The sequence below is a fragment of the Agrobacterium tumefaciens genome, assembly GCA_025559845.1.
In the GTDB taxonomy this organism is placed as follows: domain Bacteria; phylum Pseudomonadota; class Alphaproteobacteria; order Rhizobiales; family Rhizobiaceae; genus Agrobacterium.
Window position 1 is genome coordinate 2,009,441 of the sequence record CP048469.1, and the last position, 17,914, is coordinate 2,027,354.

The window sequence follows — 17,914 nt, forward strand, 5'->3', positions numbered from 1 at the left end:
ATTCCGGTGCCCGCCGGTGAAACAACGGGTTCCTTTTGTGCGCGGATGTGCGCCGAACGATGCCGGCCCCAGCCACGAAACGGGTCGGGTGCGACCGCTGACACAGCGACAGGCTCATGACGACGGCCAGGTCCCTGCGACAGCCCACAGGTGGTTTCCTTGTCAGTCGCTGGAGGCATTCAGCCTCCAGCGCCCTGTTCCTCTCCTTCCTCGCTTTGCACCACCGCCGACACATCGGTCGCGCGGCCATGGGCCATTGCGCCCCAACCAGAACAGGAGATGCGACATGAACCATCCCAACCTTCAATACGGCAGCGTGTGCAGCGGCATCGAGGCCGTCAGCCTGGCCTGGAAACCGCTCGGCTGGCATCCGGCCTGGTTCTCGGAAATCGATCCATTCCCGAATGCCGTACTCGCCCATCATTACCCCGACGTCCCCAACCTCGGCGACATGACGGGGATCGCCGATCAGATCCTCGCCGGCACCACTCCGGCACCCGACATTCTGGTCGGGGGCACGCCTTGCCAGGCGTTCAGCGTGGCCGGCGCGCGCGGCGGTCTGTCCGACCCGCGTGGTGCCCTGACCCTCAAATACACGGAGCTTGCAAATGCCATCGACCAAACCCGTCAGGAACAGCATCAACAGCCCTCGGTCATCGTCTGGGATGCCGCGCGACGATCAACGTGGAATTCGAGCGACAATCAGGATGGGACTTTGCGGGTGGTGGGCGTAACGGAGTGAGGGCGTAGCCCGATCGAAGTTATGCCCACCACCCGTGGCGCAAATTTCAGGCATGCCTTGCGCCTGTGATCGCGGTCAATCTGGCGATTTTCCATAACCGGAGAATCACTTTGTGCCAGGTCGCCATGTAAACGATCATCAAATGAGGCTTTTCATGAAGTTACGTCAAAATCATTCCGTCACGGTTGCTGCCGCAAAAGCCGAGATGGGCCGCACGACAGCTTTCCGGATCGAGAAGGATCCGCGTCTACCATCTCAAAAAACAAAACCGCGAGAGCGCAGGCGTCCGGATCCACTGGCCCATATCTTTGACGCCGAGATCGTGCCGCTGCTTCAGGCTGCGCCCGGAATACGGGCGGTGGCGATATTCGAGGAGATGTTGCGCCGCCACCCGGAGCTTGGAGACGGCATTCGTCGGACGATGGAGCGGCGCATTCGCTCCTGGCGCGCTGTGCATGGCGCAGAGCAGGAGGTCATCTTCCGGCAGGTTCACGAGCCCGGCCGGTTGGGCCTTTCGGATTTCACCAACATGGATAGTCTGGAGGTCACGATCGCCGGCCAGTTGCTCGATCATCTCCTGTATCACTTCCGCCTTGCCTATTCCGGCTTCGAACATGGTCATGTCATCCTCGGCGGCGAGAGCTTTGTCGCCCTGGCGGAAGGGCTACAAAACGCCCTGTGGTCCCTTGGCGGCGCGCCGCATGACCATCGCAGCGACAGCCTGTCGGCGGCGTTCCGCAACCTGACTGCCGACGAGCAGGAGGATCTGACGCGTCGATACGAGGAACTTTGCGCTCACTATCACATGAAGCCGACGCGCAATAACAAAGGCATCGCCCACGAGAACGGCTCGATCGAGAGCGTGCACGGGCATATCAAGGCAGAGATCCGTGATGCGCTGCTCATGCGCGGCAGCAACGACTTCGACGATCTTGCCGCCTACCGTGCCTTCATCGATGAGATCGTTAGCCGCCGCAATGCCCACAATCTCAAGCGTATCGAGGCAGAAAGACCTCATCTTCAGGAACTGCCGCAGCGCAGGACGACAGACTTCGAGGAGGTGGTTGTCAGGGTCATGCGCACCGGCGGCTTCTCGCTGCGCAAAGTCTTCTACAGCGTGCCTTCCCGCTTGATCGGTCATCGGCTACGGGTGCGCCTCTTCGATGACCGGCTTGATGTGTTCGTCGGCGGCACCTATCTCATGACGCTTTCCCGAGGGCGGGGACATCCAGATGGTCGCCACAGCCAGGTCGTCAATTACCGGCACGTCATTCATTCCCTCCGTCAGAAGCCGATGGCGCTATTGCGGCTCGTCTATCGAGACCAGCTCTTCCCGAGGCTGGAATATCGGCAAACCTTCGAGGCCTTGCTGGAGCGGCTGACCGACAAGCAGGCCTGCAAGACCATGGTCGAGATCCTGGCGCTGGCCCATGAGCGAACCTGCGAACGCGAACTGGCCGAGCAACTGGCCAGAACGTTGGATGCCGGCGAGCTTCCCGATATGGCTGAGTTGCGAAAGCACTTTGCGCCTGACCCCTCCGCCTTACCCGTCGTCTCCGTCCATCTGGCACCGCTAAGCGGATACGAGGTCCTTGTCAGCGCCGACCAGGTGGGAGAACGCGCATGACCAATCCCAATGATATCGATGCCGGCCGTCTGAGCATTATGTTGAACGAGCTTCGCTTGCCGGCGATCAAGATGCTTTGGGCAGACTTTGCCCAACAGGCCGACAGAGAGGGTTGGCCCGCGGCCCGCTTCCTATCGATTATCGCCGAGCATGAGCTTGCCGAACGTGACAGGCGCAGGATCGAACGCCATCTGTCCGAGGCCAGGTTGCCGCCGGGCAAAACGCTCGACAGCTTTGCCTTCGACGCCGTGCCGATGATCTCCAAAGCGCAGATCATGGCGATGACGGCGGGAGATAGCTGGCTGGCGAAGGGGGCTAATGTTCTCATGTTCGGGCCGCCGGGGGGCGGTAAAAGCCATCTTGCGGCAGCCATCGGCCTGGCGCTGGTCGAGAACGGCTGGCGCGTGCTGTTCACCAGGACGACGGATCTCGTTCAAAAGCTGCAGGTCGCGCGACGCGAACTGCAACTGGAATCCGCCATCAACAAGCTCGACAAGTTCGATCTGCTTATCCTAGACGATCTTGCCTATGTCGCAAAGGATCAGGCTGAGACCAGCGTCCTCTTCGAGCTCATCTCGGCACGCTATGAGCGGCGATCTATCCTGCTGACCGCAAATCAGCCCTTTGGCGAATGGAACAAAGTTTTTCCAGATCCCGCCATGACGCTCGCCGCGGTGGACCGCCTCGTTCATCACGCCACGATCTTCGAGATGAACGTCGAGAGCTACCGTCGCCGCTCAGCTATGGAGGCAAAACGGCAACGCGGGCGGCCTCCAATCTACGCGACAATCAACGAGGCTACACAGATTGACGCTCCGCGACAATTAGAAGAGCAATGACCGCTTGCCAGCGTCAATCACGCTGCTAAAGTCCCACTGTCCGCGACACAACAGTCCCATCTAGATTGTCGCGCGAGTTCCTTCCAGATTGCCGCGCTATACAACGGGTTGTGACGGAGTTATCTATCGGAAAAATCTAATCTTTTGATTGATCCAGCAAATTGTGATGTGCAATCCTTGCTGTGCGCCGCTCATCGGCGCCGGGTGTGAGAACCCGAATTGATACCAGCGGGTCGCGTTATGGCGATCCGTAGGGCAGACGCATGCGTCTGGTCGGTCTGGTATCAGCCGGTTTCTCACCCCTGCGGGTCGCCGCCATCTGTCGGATTCCATTCCGAATGGCGCGGGGATTAAAGCCATGGAGGGGACGGCATGGATCACTCGGACAGCAACAAGAAAACCAGCATTCATGCGCAGCGTGCGTACTCGCTTATCTTGTCGGGCGTAGCCGAATGCGACACTGCGCTGGACCAGCGTCTGTTGCTCGACTCTCTCATCTGCCAGTGCGCGGTGTTCACTCGTATTCTGGGCGGTGAGCGTGAATTTTATGATTTGCTGGAGAAGCTGAAACGTATCGATCTCGATGTGGCTGGCGATTTGATGCCTGCAACGCAGCACTAAGGTTCGACTTCGTTGGAGCGGCGATACCTGGCAGGGCCTTGCATTTTTGCTCACTGGATATACAATGAAGATGTATATCTATGAAGGAGGTTCAGCATGCAGGTCGCAAAATGGGGCAACAGTCTCGCCGTTCGTCTCCCGGCCACGCTGGTGGAAGCGCTGGAACTGCGTGAAGGCGACGACATCGAAATCATTGTGGATGATCCGCGCACCTTCGCGGTTCGCAAGAAGCCCGGTGCGGATGCCTTGTTGGAGCGCCTGCGCGCTTTCCGCGGCAAGCTGCCGGCAGATTTCCGCTTCAGCCGTGACGAAGCCAACGCCCGTGGCTAAGTTCAAGCACTTCCTCGACAGCAATGTGGTGCTTTACCTTCTGTCGAGCGATGCCGACAAGGCCGACAACGCGGAGGCGTTGCTGAAGGCTTCCCCGGTCATCAGCGTGCAGGTGCTCAACGAAGTGACGAACGTGTGCTTGCGCAAGCTTCAGATGAGCTGGGACGAGATCGCCCAATTCCTGGAACTGGTGCGCAGCTTTTGCCGGGTCGTTCCGCTCACGGAGACGATTCACGATCAGGCTCGATGGGTAGCCGAACAGCATCGCCTGTCGTTCTACGACGCCTGCATCGTGGCGGCCGCAGCAGCAGCCAATTGCAGCACGCTCTACAGTGAGGACATGAACCACGGGCAGATACTGGAAGACAGTTTGACCATCAGAAATCCGTTCGTAGTGAAATGATTGCAGCAGGTGAGCAGGAAGCAACTGGAGCAACCGTGTAACGTAGACAGCAGGTGATCAACATGAATACGACAACTCGCAGCAGTACCGCAGAACGTTTCGGGCACAAGCTCGGCCGTACCTGGCGTGCTTATCTGCACTACGAGCGTAGGGTCGTCGCGTGGCTGATTTCGGTTGGCGCGCCAAGTGCTGTCGCAACCGCTCTGGTGTGGGTCGTCACGCTCGCCGTTCTGGGCATTCTCCTCTACGCCGCGTTCTGGCTGGCTTTGTTGCTCCTGTTCGCTGTCGCAGCCGCGTGGATGGCCGGACATGGTGACGCCACGGAGGAAAAGATGGGGGTATTTACCACCCAGGAAGATCTCCGAGAGACACCGGGGTACGATCCGGTGCCCTACAACGATGCTGACCACCCAGACTTTCCCGATGAAAAGGACCTTTGAACGCCAGGCTACTTGAGCTTGCTTGAGATGATGGCAGGTCCTTTCCCTCCAGCCGATGCCGCGTCTTTGGTGCTGTTCGAGAAGGCGGAGACTATTCCAGCCGCGCGCACGCCAACCCATGTCAACGCGGCGAGCCAGAACCCAGGCAGCACCAGGAACATCGTTGCCATGACGAAGTTCAACAGCAGATCCCCGAACGCGTTGTTCAACCCCATCACCGGATCGAAATTGGTCATCGGGCGGTTGTAGCCCCATCCCCAGCCATAAAGGGCATCAAGGATGGTCGAGTCCACCCATCGAGCAAGCTGGAACCAGAAGTCGACAAAGAACAGCGCGAACTGCACCACGCTTACCGTGACAAGGTTTTTCAGGTCGTAGGTGCCGATCACCAGCACGATCGGAATGCAGATCACCAGCGCCATCTTGAGTAGCGACAACGCCATGGGCAAAGCCTGGCGCATGACATCCATCGCAGGAAACAGCCCGATGGCGCCGACCGCCATTCCCACGTCTCCCGCAGCCCGCGTAACGACATTCGGCAAGGTCTTGTCGATCTGTCCGCCGTAATCGGTGTAGACCGCGCCCTGGTTCAGCTTCTGCTGACGCGGGGCGGCGATGGCGCGGATCACGGAATCGTCCAGTTCGGTCCTGGAGATGAAGCCAGCCCAGTTCGCCATGCGCGAAAGCAGGTTAGGATCGACCTGAGCTAGGAGGCGGGCACGCAGGCCGGTTGAGCCATCCGACCACCATTCCCGGCAGTTCGGGTATCCGGCCCCACTCGGCACCTCGGTCAATCCCGCGTCGCGACTGTCATCGTAGGGCCAGGACTCGCGCGGTGTGCTGGAGTGGTAGGTGTCGTAGTATCCCGGCGTGTCGACAAAGTAGTTGGAGCCGATCCAACTGACGTCCGCCATCTGCTCCTCACTGAGGTCCGGCCGGTTCATGAACAGCTTGGCCCGCGCCGGGCCGTAGCAGTTGAGCGCGAAATCCGTCACCTCCTGAGCCAGCAGGGGATCGTCGATACGGGTGTTGTCAATGTCCATCCTCATCTGCCGCAGGTCGGTTCCGCACGGGATCGCCGCGACGGCGGCGCTGGTGACCGCTTTGGAAATCGAGTGCATGAAGAACCACCAGACCGGCACCTTGGCGGACTGGTTGTTGAGCGTGGTGAATGACTGGCCCCAGCCGGTATCGCTGGGCGCGGGAACGTTCACCTGGCACTGGCTGGAGCGGGACTGGTCGAAGCTGATGGTGTTGAGATCCACGTCGATGAACGGAATGCCGGCAAACATGATCACGACGATGGCGACGAACACCCTGTTCTCGATCCGCATCGAGGAGAGCACGCCCTTGTTGCCTTCGTCGGCCCCTTCCGCGCGCGCTTTCAGCCATTCCTGAATCACGATGGCGAGAAACGGAAGCGCGAACAGGCCGCTGGCGACGAGAACCGACCAGATGCCGTTGTGGACGATCCACCCGACGAGGGTCAGGTAATACTCCAGGTAGTCGGACGTGTAGAGCGTCATCGTGTCCTCCGCGCCTCAAGTGGATTGCAGCAGCAAGCTGCCTTCAAGGACGGCCAGAGCCGCCACACCGGCGATTTCGACACGGATGAGGCGTTCATGCGATTCCGTGTCGGGTTCGCGAGCCAGAACTCGTTTGCGCATCCATCGCCATCCGCAGGCGATGCCCGCGTAGAGCAGCAGGCGCCAGGCCAGGAAATAGCCGGTATGGTCGTCCATCCAGCGCTCCCAGCTCTCGATGCTGCCCAGCACACGGATGCCGATCACGTTGATGGTGATCGCCACAACGAGCAGCAGGACCGTCCAGAGCAGTGCGTAACCGACACGGCGATTGAACAGCCACCGCATGCGAAGCCAGGCCGGGATCATGGATTGCTTCCTCCCGATTGCGAACGCTGCAATTCGTCGAGGCGATTGGGGATGGGATCGCCCTGGTAGACGCCGCGCGAACCTGCGGCCCGGGTGCTGTGGCGCTGGATGATCTGCATCGGGGAGTTGTTGGCCAGCTCACGGCGCAGTTCGAGCTCGGTCTTGAGGTTGTTGATCTCACGGTCGAGAATGTCGTTCTCCTGCGTGACCGCCTCCTGGGCCATTTCGTTCGCTGCCACATTCGGCTCCATCCGTCCGGTCAGCAGCGTGCGCTGAAGCAGCAAGGCTTTTTCCAGCACGCTGGCGAGAGCCACCTCGGAAGCGAGGCGCCTTGCGAGGATGTCCTGATCTGGCTCATCCCGCAGCGCTTCGATCACGCCGCGGGTGATCGGCAGGGACGTGCTGCTGGCTTTCTGCAGATTGTCGAAGCTCATCGATTGGCTGCCCGAGATCAGTTCCTGCAGGCTTTCCAGCTTGGTCTCGTACTCTTCCTGGATGAGCGGGGTCAGCCCGACGCCGGGCGTGGTCTGCGTCTTGGTGCAGCTTTCGCAGGTGCGCTGCTCCTGCTCGCCCAGGACACGAGTGGCCCAGGTGACAGCGGCCTGCGGAGAACTCCAGGTCTGGCACGTCAGTCGGTCGCCGCAACTGCCGGAATCGATGGACGAGGTGTCATCGACGCTACGGCCGTTGACGAGGTTGTAGCCGGCCCGCGTCACGTCAGCGACCACGCGGATGGGCGCCTGGCCCGAACCGCCGGCATTGTCGCCTCCGACCCATGGCACGCCCTCATTGCCCTTGCTGCTCTCCGCCTCCTCGATCGCGGAAACCGCATCGGTGCTGGCAACCGCCTTCTTGAGCGCCATGCCTTCCGCGAGCTGGTCCCAGCCGAGCTGGCCACCGGCCATGTCGGCCATCCTGTTCGCGATCGCCCGGCAGGTGAGTTTCGAGCGGTCGAAATCGAGCCTTGCTTGCAGGACACCGTTGGTGAGCAGGTTATAGAGACCGGGATCGGCGCGCTGGATGATCAGCGCAGGCAGAGAAGCCACCGCGCTGGTGGCGTTCTGGATCACGTTCGACATGATGGTCTGGAACCCGTTAGTGATGCCGTTCAACTGGTTCTGCAGCGTGGTGGTGAGGCTCATGTCGCCACAAATGAGGTTACTGTTCCAGCCAACGCCAACACCGATCGAGCGCATGTTGGCCGCGCCCGTCATCGATACGGCCCGGCCGCCGCCGATGCTGTACAGCACATCGTCTCCAATCACGCTGCCACGATGTTGCAGGCCGTATTCGTTGACGCTCGTCTGGGCGACGGCGCCAGAGCATGCCGCCGTCAGGGCGCAAACGAGCAGGCTCCGGCGTAGATGTTTGTGGATGGCAGGAGTAGGAGAACGTGAAGTCATCTCAGGAGCCTCCACCGAAGTCGACGCTGCCAAGGAATGTCTGACCCCGGCGCTGGCAGCAGCTGTAGGGCCGCCAGAGCGCCCAGGCATAGTCACCCTGCTGGGCCTGGACGCGCTGGTTCGAATGCGGGAAGACGGCGCACGAACTGGACATCGTGGGCGTCAGTTCCTGCCACTTGCCCGTGGAGGCGTCGCCTTCGACAAGCTCGCCTGCGGGCCAGTAGCCGTCGCGAGCGGTGGCAAGCAGGGGCTGGTAGACGTGGATCTGGCCACGGCGGGTGACGATATCGCCGGCGCGCTGCGCGACTACGGCTCCGCTCTTGTAATCGTCGGTCTGGTGCAGGAAACCGCCCCGTGGATAGACGGCACCCCACAGGTTCAGTGAGGTCCTCGCTCCGATCTCGCGCATGCCGGGGATCAGCGCTTCCGGATAGACGGCCTCCGGCACGTTGTAGCGCCAGGCCACCGTGTCGAGCGTGCTCAGCAGGTATGGCATGAAAGCCGTGCCGGCACCTTCGCAGGAATAGCCCGAAGTGCTGGCGAGCTGACCCAGGACCGCGCCGCCGGGGTGGCCGATCACGTCAGCGTTCTTGAACTTCGACAGGTTGTTTTCGTGATCCTGGTTCGTCGTGCCATCGCCGCCGGCCTGCGCCGTGGTGTTCGGCATGCTCATGGCCCGCACTTCGATCCACGGGTTCTCACCCGTATTGGCGTAGCTGGACACCACGGCATCCGGCACGTAGTGGCGCACTTTGACCGATGTCCGTACCGAGCAGCCGAAGGTGCTGCAAAAGAGCCAGTAGCAGATCCCGACGACTCTGTATTCAAGGCAATCGGGGGATAGAGCCGAAGCCGTGATCGTTGCCGTGTTGAGCGCGAAAGCCGACGACGCGGTTCCAAGCATGAGGGCCGCGATTGCGGCGCGAAGGCGGTGGGCGCGCTTCATGGCTGCGCCCTCCGGTACGCTTCGATGCGGGCAACCGCCTGGGCCACATCCGGCTCGCCGTAGATGACGTAGCGCCGGTCGACCACGATAGCGGGAACGGTGGAAATGCTGAGGCTCCAGGCGTCGGCCACGCCCTGCCAGGCAGAAGCAAGGTCACGTTGAAGCTGGACGCCGCCCTGCTGCAGGCGTTCCTGGACGATGGCTTGGGCCCGATGCGGATCTGCGGGCAGACCAGCCGCAAGGCTGGACTCGATTTCCTGCGCCGCGTCGAGGCGGACGACAGTGGCACTGTCCGCCGATTTCAGCTCGACGGACCGGTCAGTGAAGACCGTCACCTCGGCGGCGCTGGCCGCCTGGCTGGCCAGGGCTAGTGCAACGCACAAGGCGCTGGCTACCGCCGATGGAAAGCGTATCTGCCCGTATTGGGTGCGAAACGGGTTGAGCATGTCCGGACTCCTGAAGCATGTTGCCGTTGTGGAGTCTCGGAGTTCATCCTGAACGCGCGCTCAGGTCAGTCAACAATCGGAATCCGGGAGTGCCCGTATTTCGCATGCAGGCGGCATCGCTGCGGAAGGCTGAGTGATATTTGTCCGGTGACCGCGATCTTCGGCGAATGGCTGGCTGGGGCCCGTCCAGATTTTCATGCATCGACACAGGCTGAAAGGGGCATTCCGATCGCCCGAGCATCATTCCGATCATTCTGATTTGCTCAGATATCGGCTAAAATCAAATGATAATGAAAATCATTACTATTGCAGTCAAGTTTTCTGTATTCTATTCTGACATTTGTTGACGGCAGCCTCACGGTGACAGTGTGCTGGCATCTTTCAGAGTGTTGTTTGAATGGCATATGCGTTTCTGATGGGATACGGGCTGATTTCATTTTCGTTTGGCGTCACACACGTCCAGTTTCAATATAAAGAACTGAGGCAACAAACAGTGAACATTACGAGGTCTCGCTGATGTGGGATCTCAAGCGCTTGTTCCAAAAACATGCCCAGGAAATTGATCGGTTTCTGCGCAAACGTGGGCATCAGCCCGATGTTGCATCCGATCTGACCCAGGACGTGTTTCTCAAACTACTCACTTCCTCACCACCAAAACATAGCGAAAACCCCAGAGCTTACCTTCATACGATTGCCCGAAATGTTTCGGTTGACCTCTATCGTCGGGAGCAGATCGTTCAGAGAGAAGATTTGAGCGAAGAAGAATACGCCGACATTGCCGACCCTACCCCTGGCCCCGATAAGGTTGTCCATCATCGGCAGCGTCTGGCGACGGTTGACAGAGCTTTGTCGGAATTGCCCGAAAAGACACGGCGCGCCTTCGAGCTTTATCGACTTGGCGATATGACGATAAGTGAGGTCGCTGACGAACTGGGCTTATCTGTCTCGCGGACATGGACACTGATCCGACGAGCTTACCTCCACCTGCAAGCCAGCCTTGACGACGAGATTTAGGTGACGTGGGGGTGAAGATTTTATCCTCTCGTTCGTTGTAGCTATTATAGGGATAAGATTGCGCTCCTCCGGAGCGCGCCATCGCATATCCATGACCGAGGACGTATTGAAAGACAACAAACTATACGAGGAAGCGTTTGATCTCATCATTCGCCAACATAGTGATCCCAGTAATACGGTAACCCGGGATCTCATCCGGCGATGGAGGGCGCGCAGTCCTGCGCATGAGGCCGCATGGGCTGACGCCGTGGACGTGCATGGGCTTTCGGGGGTTGTGGTGAAAACCCGCTCCAGAGCTGCAGAACGCGCCCAGCCACGAATATCACGACGATCTTTCATTCTTGGCGGCGGAGCGGCATTTGCCTCAATAGGTGCCGGTGCGTTGTTTGGCCCTCAATTGCTGTTACGCATGAGTGCCGACCACGTGACCTCTACGGCTGAGATACAAGACTTTCCTCTCGCTGACGGCACAACCATATCGTTGGGGCCTGATAGCGCGTTCGCGGAACAGTTCACCACGACCTCCCGACGTGTCGAATTGCTTGAAGGAATGGCTTTCTTCAACGTTGCCGATGATCCCACACGACCATTTCAGGCAGTTGTCTCCGGAATGACGGTGACCGCACTGGACGCCGCATTTGAACTCAGCAAGGATGCCGACCTCTGTAGCGTCGCGGTTCAGCGTGGTTCAGCAGATATCTCAACCGGCGCGGAGCAGAGAGAAATGCTCTCTGACGGCGAATGTCTGACCTTTAACCCCAGCAGCCTCAAAGTCGAGCGAAGTCAACGCTTGCCGTCACAGATCGCTTCGTGGCGGGAAGGTATGCTTGTCGTTGATAAAGAGCCTATCTCTGCCGTTGTTGCCCGAATTGGCCGCTGGAAACCGGGGCGCGTAGTCATTGCCGATGCGGGATTGGCTGCCCAGCGTATCAGCGGCGTCTATAACCTCGCAAATCCACTGCAAGCTATTGAAGCTGCTGTCCAACCGCGCGGCGGAAAAGTACGTGAAATCACTCCCTGGATCACGGTAATTACGACGATCTAAAAAAGTTGAGTTTTTGGGGAGAAATTTTTGCCCCCCCGTCCGTTTCACTTAATAGGGACTGCTTCCAGATAGCCAGTCCCAGTGGATTTGGGTGAAATGGGTCGGGGGCTTGATGACGTCTGTAAGCAAGAAAAAAAATGCGGTTCGCCTTGATGGAAAGCGGTTGATCGTTGCAGCTCTCCTTGGTTCAACCAGCACTGCGGCTTTGATGATAGCAATACCTTCGCAGGTATATGCGCAGTCATCGCAACAAATCACATTCAATATTTCGTCAGGGTCTCTTTCCAGTGCACTTGCAGAGTTCGGCCGGCAGTCCGGTATTCAGGTGAGTTACCCCCCGGAATATGCCGCGGGGAAGCAAACGGCGGGCGTTTCAGGAACGGCGACGCCTGGCCAGGCACTGGCGCGACTGCTGCAAGGCTCTGGCCTTGCGTATAGTTTTACCAGCTCCGGCACGGTGACGATCAGCGATCGGATATCTGCTGCCGTAGCGCCGGTCGACGATGACGGATCGCTGATACTCGATACAATCCAGGTAACTAGCAAGGTAGGCGATAATCCAGCCGATGCGCCATACCAAACCGCAGGGTCAAGTGCCTACATCTCCGGTGAGCAGATTGAGCGGTTTCGCGGAACATCTGTCGGTGATTTCATCTCTGGTGTACCGGGGGTGATGAACGGCGATAGTCGTAATTCAGGCGCGGTAGACGTCAACATCCGCGGTATGCAGGGACAGGGGCGTGTACCGGTCATTGTTGATGGGGCATCAAACGAAACGACAGTCTATCGAGGATACAACGGCTCAAACTCGCGAACGTATATCGATCCCGATTTCATCGGATCGGTCTCGATTGAAAAGGGGCCGAGTATGGGGGCTGATGCTACGGGTGCGACTGGCGGCGTCGTGCGCATGAGCACGATCGGCGTCGACGATATCTTGCTGCCGGGTAAGAGTTTTGGCGTCCGCCTGAAGGGAGGCTTCAACACGAACAGTTCCTCCGTTCCAGCTGTAAAAACTGAAAGAGGGTGGCGGGGGGGCTCGTATCCCTATAACGGCACAATGCCCTCAACAGATACTCTTTTTGCGCCGGGGGGGATGGACCGTCCTTCTCTCTTTGAGCCAACAGGGGGCTCAGGGAGTATCGCTATCGCCGGGACTACCGAGTACATCGACGTAGTTGCTGCATATGCGCGACGTAAGAATGGTAATTATTATGCTGGGGAGCATGGCGGTGATGGTGCCCATCCGGTTCTGGCGAAAAACATTTACGGGCAGGACGTTGTCGCAAACGGTGGTCTGAGCCCCTTCAGATCTGGCGAGGAGGTGCTTAATACATCGCTTGATAACGAATCATGGCTTCTTAAAACGAAAATAAAATTCGATGAAGGTCATTCACTGGAGCTTGGCTGGAATAGATATCATAGCGTGTATGGAGATATTCTCCCAACGCAGATAACGAGCACGAGTGTTCCCTATCAGAATACGTTGAGCGAAATAACATTAAATAACTATACAGCACAATATAAGTGGAATCCCGAAGACAATGATCTGATCGATCTGAAGGTTGATGCTTTTCTAGCTGACGTGGATTTACGGGTGAATTCAGCCGTGCGTTATTCTTACCCCATCCTCGGTATCGATATCCTTTCCCCTAGTTTGGTATACGCGGAATCGAAAAGATGGGGGCTAACAGCGTCCAACACGTCCCGTTTCTTTACTGACTTAGGCGATTTCAAGCTCGAATATGGTGGAGCGTTCACGAGAGAGGATATTGGTTTACCGTCAGGGGTTTCTGCGGACACTGAAGGTCTCTGGATGCCTCGTGACGGCTGGCGTAAGGAAGCGAGCGGTTTCACATCCCTCGAATGGAAGCCGCTAGACTGGCTCACGCTCAATGGAAGCGCTCGCTATTCTCATTTTGAGACATTAGATGACACTGATGGAACCAGCAGTTCCGACGGAGGGTGGTCTCCTGTCGCGAGTATAACCGTTGAGCCCATCCAAGGCTTCCAGATTTACGGAAAATACGGAAGTGTTTTACGTTCACCGAGCATCTTTGAAACACTGAAAACCGACGCGTTTGATGCTGCCACTCAGAACCAGGTCGATCCTGAACGGGCTAAAAGCTATGAGATAGGTCTCAACTACCTGATGGATGGCATTCTTTTGGCGGGCGACAAACTTCGATTTCATGCCGCATATTTCGATAATCATATCGACAATTATATCACGAGAACCAACGTCGCTACAGGAGGCAGTTTTAATGGTATGCCTACATATGGTCTAAGAAGGATAAATCTCGACTACGCAGAAATGCGCGGTTTTGAGGTGTCCACCGAATATGATACCGGAAAATATTTTGGAAGCGTTGCATGGAATCATTACACCGACATGATGTTCTGTGTTCCTGAAGATACAAAACTTTCGCCTGGTTACTCCCAATGCGCCGCAGGCGGCATTCGTAACAGTTATGGATTGCTGTCTGTACCTCCTAAAGACACGCTCACATTAAACCTTGGCACCCGGTTACTGGATGAAAAGCTAACAGTCGGTTCACGCCTCACCTATATTTCCGGTCGCTACGCTGAAGGGGTTGGAGACGGATCTACTTTAGGGAATGGCGAGATCAACGCGTCCACGTGGAAGCCGTATACGCTCATAGATCTCTACGCGAGCTACAAGATCAACGAAAATGCCACGTTCGATTTCGCAATCGATAACCTGACTGATCGCTATTACATGGATGCACTCAATGCTTCCCTGATGCCTGCACCCGGTCGCACTGTGCGCGGCAGTCTTACAGTCAGATTCTAAATGTTGCAGACGAACGCTGTCGGCGTTTCGAGCTGAGAGGTATTGGCTATGAACGAAGAAATAATACTGGATGAGCCGCTGACGCGATCCCGGCGGCTGAAAGCAGCAACCCATGAATCGCACGATCGTCTCGACAAGCGGATCATGGGCAGCGATCCCTTTGCCGACCGCGAACGCTATGGGCGCTTTCTGGAGGTGCAATACCGCTTCCATCACGAGATCGATCGGCTTTACCGCCACGACGAACTGTGCGCCATCATTCCCGATCTCCATGGGCGGCGGCGTCTCGGCCTGATCCGCAAGGACATGGAGGACATCGGCTCGCCGATCCCGGAGTTGCGCGAAAGCGAGGACTATCTGATCGACGTGCCGAACGCGTTGGGGTGGCTTTATGTGGCCGAGGGCTCCAACCTAGGCGCGGCTTTTCTGCTCAAAGAAGCCGCGAAACTCGGTCTCTCCGAAGACTTTGGAGCACGGCATCTGGCTGGGGCACCGGAAGGGCGCGGCAGGCATTGGCGAGCCTTTACTGCGGCGCTCGACGGGCTCGACCTAGACAGGGCAGCCGAAGGCCGCCTCGTGCAAGGTGCGAAGGATGCTTTCGCCCGTGTCCGCTCCCTTGTTGATTTACGCTTCGGCGACTGACTGGGAGGAAGCGATGCCATGTTGCACGTCGCAGGGGAGACCGTAGCATTAAGTATTCCAGGCAACCGGGTTAGCCGCCTGGCCCTGCATGCCGAGGCAGGCCACTGCCATTTGCGGCGTGTCCTTGCGGCCGCGTTGCCATTCCGCACGCGTGCCCGATACAGCGCCTTCCTCTCGGTCCAGTACAGCTTCGCGGGCGAGGTCCAGCCGATCTATGAGCATCCGCTTCTCCACGTTCTGCTGCCGGATGTCAGCTGGCGCTCATCACTCGACCTGATTGTGCGTGACATTACTGATCTGTCGCCAGGAGGGGAACTACCGTCAATCGATCTGGCGCCATCCAGATGCGAGGACGACTGGCCATGGTTGCTCGGATGGCTGTTCGTGGCCGAGGGAATATCGCTCTACGGGCCGACCCTTTACAGGGAGGCCGTCAAGCTGGGGCTAAGCCCCAGACATGGAGCGCGCCATCTGTCAGGTGAGCCGGAACTGCGCCTGCAACGCTGGCGGGCTTTTGTGCGAGCTGTGAATGAGCTTGCGCTCAGCGGCGCGGAAGAAGGCCTGCTGTCGGCTGGCACAGATAGAGCACTTGGCCGCCTTCAGGCTCTGGCAAGTGAGGTGCGCTTATGAATGCTCATCACAAGCTGCCGCAACGCTTGCCAGGGTATAAGCGGACGGCTCTCAACGAGCGCACCCGTGCCGGCTTCATAGCGCTGGGGTTCTTTTTCGTTTTCCTTGGCATTGTGGGTGCGGTCGTACCGCTGATGCCGACGACGATCTTCCTGATCCTTGCCGCATGGTGTTTCAGCCGCTCGTCGCCAAGACTTGAAGCGTGGATGCTGAACCATCCGCGCTTCGGGCGAACGTTGCGCGACTGGCGCGACGAAGGCGCGATGCCGATCCGGGCGAAGCTGATGGCCTGCTCCGGAATGGCGTTCGGTTACGTGCTGTTCTGCCTCGCCGCAAAGCCGGTCTTCTGGCTGGCGGTGATGGTCGCAGCCGTACTGCTCCTCTGCGCCGGATGGATCATGTCGCGACCACGGCCCCGTTCTGGTCATCGTTCGGTTGCGCCGGATAGCAGCCAGTCTCAGGGAGAAAGACAATGTTGAACGTGGCGCGACAGGCCGAGTTTGCCATCGATATCCTCGTGCTTTGCGCCCGACGCCAAAACAGTGACTGGCTGACGATGAGAATGGTGACGCGCCAAGCCGGCACAAATGAACCGGGAAGACTGAATTTATGAGTTTCGCAGGGATTAACTTCACGATCTTGCATCGCGAGCGCCAGGCATCTCGGCTTGTTGTTCTTGCCGCTGCTTTCGCCCTGCTGCTCGCGCCGACATTCGGCGCTCATGCGCAGGAGGCACTCCTTTCCGGGGCTTCGGGTACGACATTCGTCCAGAAGCAGGAGACGCCTGCGACGGTGAGTTCCGATAGATCCATCAGCGAGCGTGGGAATGAACCCGATAGTACCCAGGCCTCACAGCCTGAAGCGCGGCTGGATTTACCCCACAATCTGTCGCCCTGGGGCATGTTCAGGGCGGCCGACTGGGTGGTGAAGGCGGTCATGACCGGCCTTGCCATAGCAAGCCTCGCGACCTGGACCGTATGGGTCGCCAAGACAATCGAGATCGCCTGCGCCCGGGCACGGGTCAGGCGATCGCTCGCCACGATCATGTCCTCGGCCGATCTGGACAGCGCCGCGCACTCTCTTGCCGGACGTGGCGGGCCTGCCGCCTTCATGGTGCGGTCTGCCGAAGAGGAAATGCACCGATCCCATGCTGCGCTTGATCATGCAGGCGACACCGGCGTGAAGGAGAGGCTCGCGTCGAGGCTCTCGCGCATTGAAGCACAGGCGGGACGCAGGCTGAGCAAGGGAACGGGAGTGCTCGCCACCATCGGGTCAACCGCGCCGTTCGTCGGCTTGTTCGGCACGGTCTGGGGGATCATGAACGCCTTCATCGGCATTTCGGAATCCCAGACCACCAATCTCGCCGTCGTCGCGCCGGGTATCGCGGAAGCGCTACTCGCCACCGCGATCGGCCTCGTCGCCGCGATCCCGGCAGTCGTGATCTATAACATCTTCGCGCGCGCCGTCACCGGCTACCGGCAGTTGCTTGCCGATGCCGCGGCAGGTGTCGAGCAACTGGTCAGCCTCGGCCTCGATTTCCGCAAGGTGCCTGCCACGCACGAGACTCCGCCTTACCGGGTGGCGAGGAAATAGCGCATGGCAGGTAACATTCGCGATCACGGCGGTGATGAACTGGCAGAGAACAGCGAGATCAACGTGACGCCTTTTATTGACGTGATGCTGGTTCTGCTCATCATTTTCATGGTCGCGGCGCCGCTTGCGACCGTCGACATCAATGTCGATCTACCGGCTTCGACCGCCAGGCCGGTCGAGCGACCGGACAAGCCGCTTTACCTGACGCTGAAGGACGATCTCTCGCTCAGCCTCGGGAACGATCCAGTCACGCGCGACGTCCTGCCAGCTGCGATAGATGCGGCGAGCGAAGGGAACAGAGAAACCCGTGTGTTCCTGCGTGCCGACAAAGCAGTCGACTATGAGCATCTGATGGAGGTGATGAACCTCCTGCGCGATGCGGGTTATCTCAAGATCGCGCTGGTCGGGCTGGAGACAACTTCGGCGATGAAAGAGTTATCCACCTCGACAACGGGGTTGGCTCCATGAGCGTTGAACAGAGCTCCG

19 protein-coding genes and 1 pseudogene are annotated in these 17,914 nt (G+C 58.7%); 15 read left to right on the top strand and 5 right to left on the bottom strand.

Translation table 11 applies throughout. The features are described from left to right. The first annotated feature begins 286 nt into the window (after window positions 1–286). The 7 genes and pseudogenes from FY156_10295 to FY156_10325 all read left to right on the top strand — a co-directional run bounded on the left by FY156_10295 (window position 287) and on the right by FY156_10325 (window position 5,002). Window positions 287–667 (top strand): annotated as a pseudogene (locus FY156_10295) (DNA cytosine methyltransferase). Between the two features lie 217 nt (window positions 668–884). Next, window positions 885–2,369: an IS21 family transposase gene (locus FY156_10300; GenBank protein ID UXS01830.1), complete on the top strand. Its 1,485-nt coding sequence runs from the start codon at window positions 885–887 to the stop codon at window positions 2,367–2,369. Continuing rightward, on the top strand, window positions 2,366–3,208 hold the full coding sequence (locus tag FY156_10305; protein UXS01831.1) for an ATP-binding protein: 843 nt from the start codon (window positions 2,366–2,368) through the stop codon (window positions 3,206–3,208). The genes FY156_10300 and FY156_10305 overlap by 4 nt, the downstream gene beginning before the upstream one ends. Window positions 3,209–3,580: 372 nt before the next feature. Beyond that, window positions 3,581–3,829, top strand: coding sequence for a hypothetical protein (locus FY156_10310; GenBank protein UXR99982.1), 249 nt, complete (start codon window positions 3,581–3,583; stop codon window positions 3,827–3,829). Between the two features lie 96 nt (window positions 3,830–3,925). Next, window positions 3,926–4,159 carry an AbrB/MazE/SpoVT family DNA-binding domain-containing protein gene (locus FY156_10315; GenBank protein ID UXS01832.1) on the top strand — a complete coding sequence of 78 codons (234 nt, stop codon included), beginning with the start codon at window positions 3,926–3,928 and terminating at the stop codon, window positions 4,157–4,159. Continuing rightward, window positions 4,071–4,562 carry a PIN domain-containing protein gene (locus tag FY156_10320; protein ID UXS01833.1) on the top strand — a complete coding sequence of 164 codons (492 nt, stop codon included), beginning with the start codon at window positions 4,071–4,073 and terminating at the stop codon, window positions 4,560–4,562. The genes FY156_10315 and FY156_10320 overlap by 89 nt, the downstream gene beginning before the upstream one ends. A 62-nt stretch (window positions 4,563–4,624) precedes the next feature. Beyond that, complete coding sequence (locus tag FY156_10325; GenBank protein UXS01834.1) at window positions 4,625–5,002, top strand: DUF3742 family protein; 378 nt, start codon at window positions 4,625–4,627, stop codon at window positions 5,000–5,002. 8 nt (window positions 5,003–5,010) lie between these two features. Here the strand turns inward: FY156_10325 and FY156_10330 are convergent, their stop codons facing one another. From FY156_10330 to FY156_10350, 5 genes are read right to left on the bottom strand one after another with little or no spacing between them, the layout of a single operon-like run. Then, window positions 5,011–6,528 carry a conjugal transfer protein TraG gene (locus tag FY156_10330; GenBank protein UXS01835.1) on the bottom strand — a complete coding sequence of 506 codons (1,518 nt, stop codon included), beginning with the start codon at window positions 6,526–6,528 and terminating at the stop codon, window positions 5,011–5,013. 15 nt (window positions 6,529–6,543) lie between these two features. Continuing rightward, on the bottom strand, window positions 6,544–6,894 hold the full coding sequence (locus FY156_10335; GenBank protein ID UXS01836.1) for a hypothetical protein: 351 nt from the start codon (window positions 6,892–6,894) through the stop codon (window positions 6,544–6,546). Then, window positions 6,891–8,297 (bottom strand): integrating conjugative element protein, encoded by a 1,407-nt coding sequence (locus FY156_10340; GenBank protein ID UXS01837.1) that lies wholly within the window; start codon window positions 8,295–8,297, stop codon window positions 6,891–6,893. Before FY156_10340 ends, FY156_10335 begins: the two co-directional genes overlap by 4 nt. 1 nt (window position 8,298) lies before the next feature. Then, on the bottom strand, window positions 8,299–9,243 hold the full coding sequence (locus FY156_10345) for a TIGR03756 family integrating conjugative element protein (GenBank protein ID UXS01838.1): 945 nt from the start codon (window positions 9,241–9,243) through the stop codon (window positions 8,299–8,301). After that, the gene (locus FY156_10350; GenBank protein UXS01839.1) at window positions 9,240–9,689 is read right to left on the bottom strand and encodes a TIGR03757 family integrating conjugative element protein; all 450 of its coding nucleotides are present in this window, start codon (window positions 9,687–9,689) and stop codon (window positions 9,240–9,242) included. Before FY156_10350 ends, FY156_10345 begins: the two co-directional genes overlap by 4 nt. A 516-nt stretch (window positions 9,690–10,205) precedes the next feature. Between FY156_10350 and FY156_10355 the strand changes: the two genes are divergently transcribed. From FY156_10355 to exbD, 8 genes are all read left to right on the top strand, one after another. Continuing rightward, window positions 10,206–10,703, top strand: coding sequence for an RNA polymerase sigma factor (locus tag FY156_10355; GenBank protein ID UXS01840.1), 498 nt, complete (start codon window positions 10,206–10,208; stop codon window positions 10,701–10,703). Window positions 10,704–10,794: 91 nt separating this feature from the next. Next, window positions 10,795–11,748, top strand: coding sequence for a DUF4880 domain-containing protein (locus FY156_10360; GenBank protein ID UXS01841.1), 954 nt, complete (start codon window positions 10,795–10,797; stop codon window positions 11,746–11,748). A gap of 208 nt (window positions 11,749–11,956) precedes the next feature. After that, window positions 11,957–14,563: a TonB-dependent receptor gene (locus FY156_10365; GenBank protein ID UXS03108.1), complete on the top strand. Its 2,607-nt coding sequence runs from the start codon at window positions 11,957–11,959 to the stop codon at window positions 14,561–14,563. Between the two features lie 48 nt (window positions 14,564–14,611). Beyond that, complete coding sequence (locus FY156_10370; protein ID UXS01842.1) at window positions 14,612–15,205, top strand: biliverdin-producing heme oxygenase; 594 nt, start codon at window positions 14,612–14,614, stop codon at window positions 15,203–15,205. A gap of 18 nt (window positions 15,206–15,223) precedes the next feature. Further along, window positions 15,224–15,835 (top strand): biliverdin-producing heme oxygenase, encoded by a 612-nt coding sequence (locus FY156_10375; protein UXS01843.1) that lies wholly within the window; start codon window positions 15,224–15,226, stop codon window positions 15,833–15,835. Continuing rightward, window positions 15,832–16,314: a DUF454 domain-containing protein gene (locus FY156_10380; GenBank protein ID UXS01844.1), complete on the top strand. Its 483-nt coding sequence runs from the start codon at window positions 15,832–15,834 to the stop codon at window positions 16,312–16,314. Before FY156_10375 ends, FY156_10380 begins: the two co-directional genes overlap by 4 nt. 130 nt (window positions 16,315–16,444) lie before the next feature. Continuing rightward, complete coding sequence (gene exbB, locus FY156_10385; GenBank protein UXS01845.1) at window positions 16,445–17,428, top strand: tonB-system energizer ExbB; 984 nt, start codon at window positions 16,445–16,447, stop codon at window positions 17,426–17,428. A 3-nt stretch (window positions 17,429–17,431) separates the two neighbouring features. After that, window positions 17,432–17,896, top strand: a complete 465-nt coding sequence (exbD, locus tag FY156_10390; protein UXS01846.1) for a TonB system transport protein ExbD — start codon at window positions 17,432–17,434, stop codon at window positions 17,894–17,896. Window positions 17,897–17,914 lie beyond the last annotated feature (18 nt).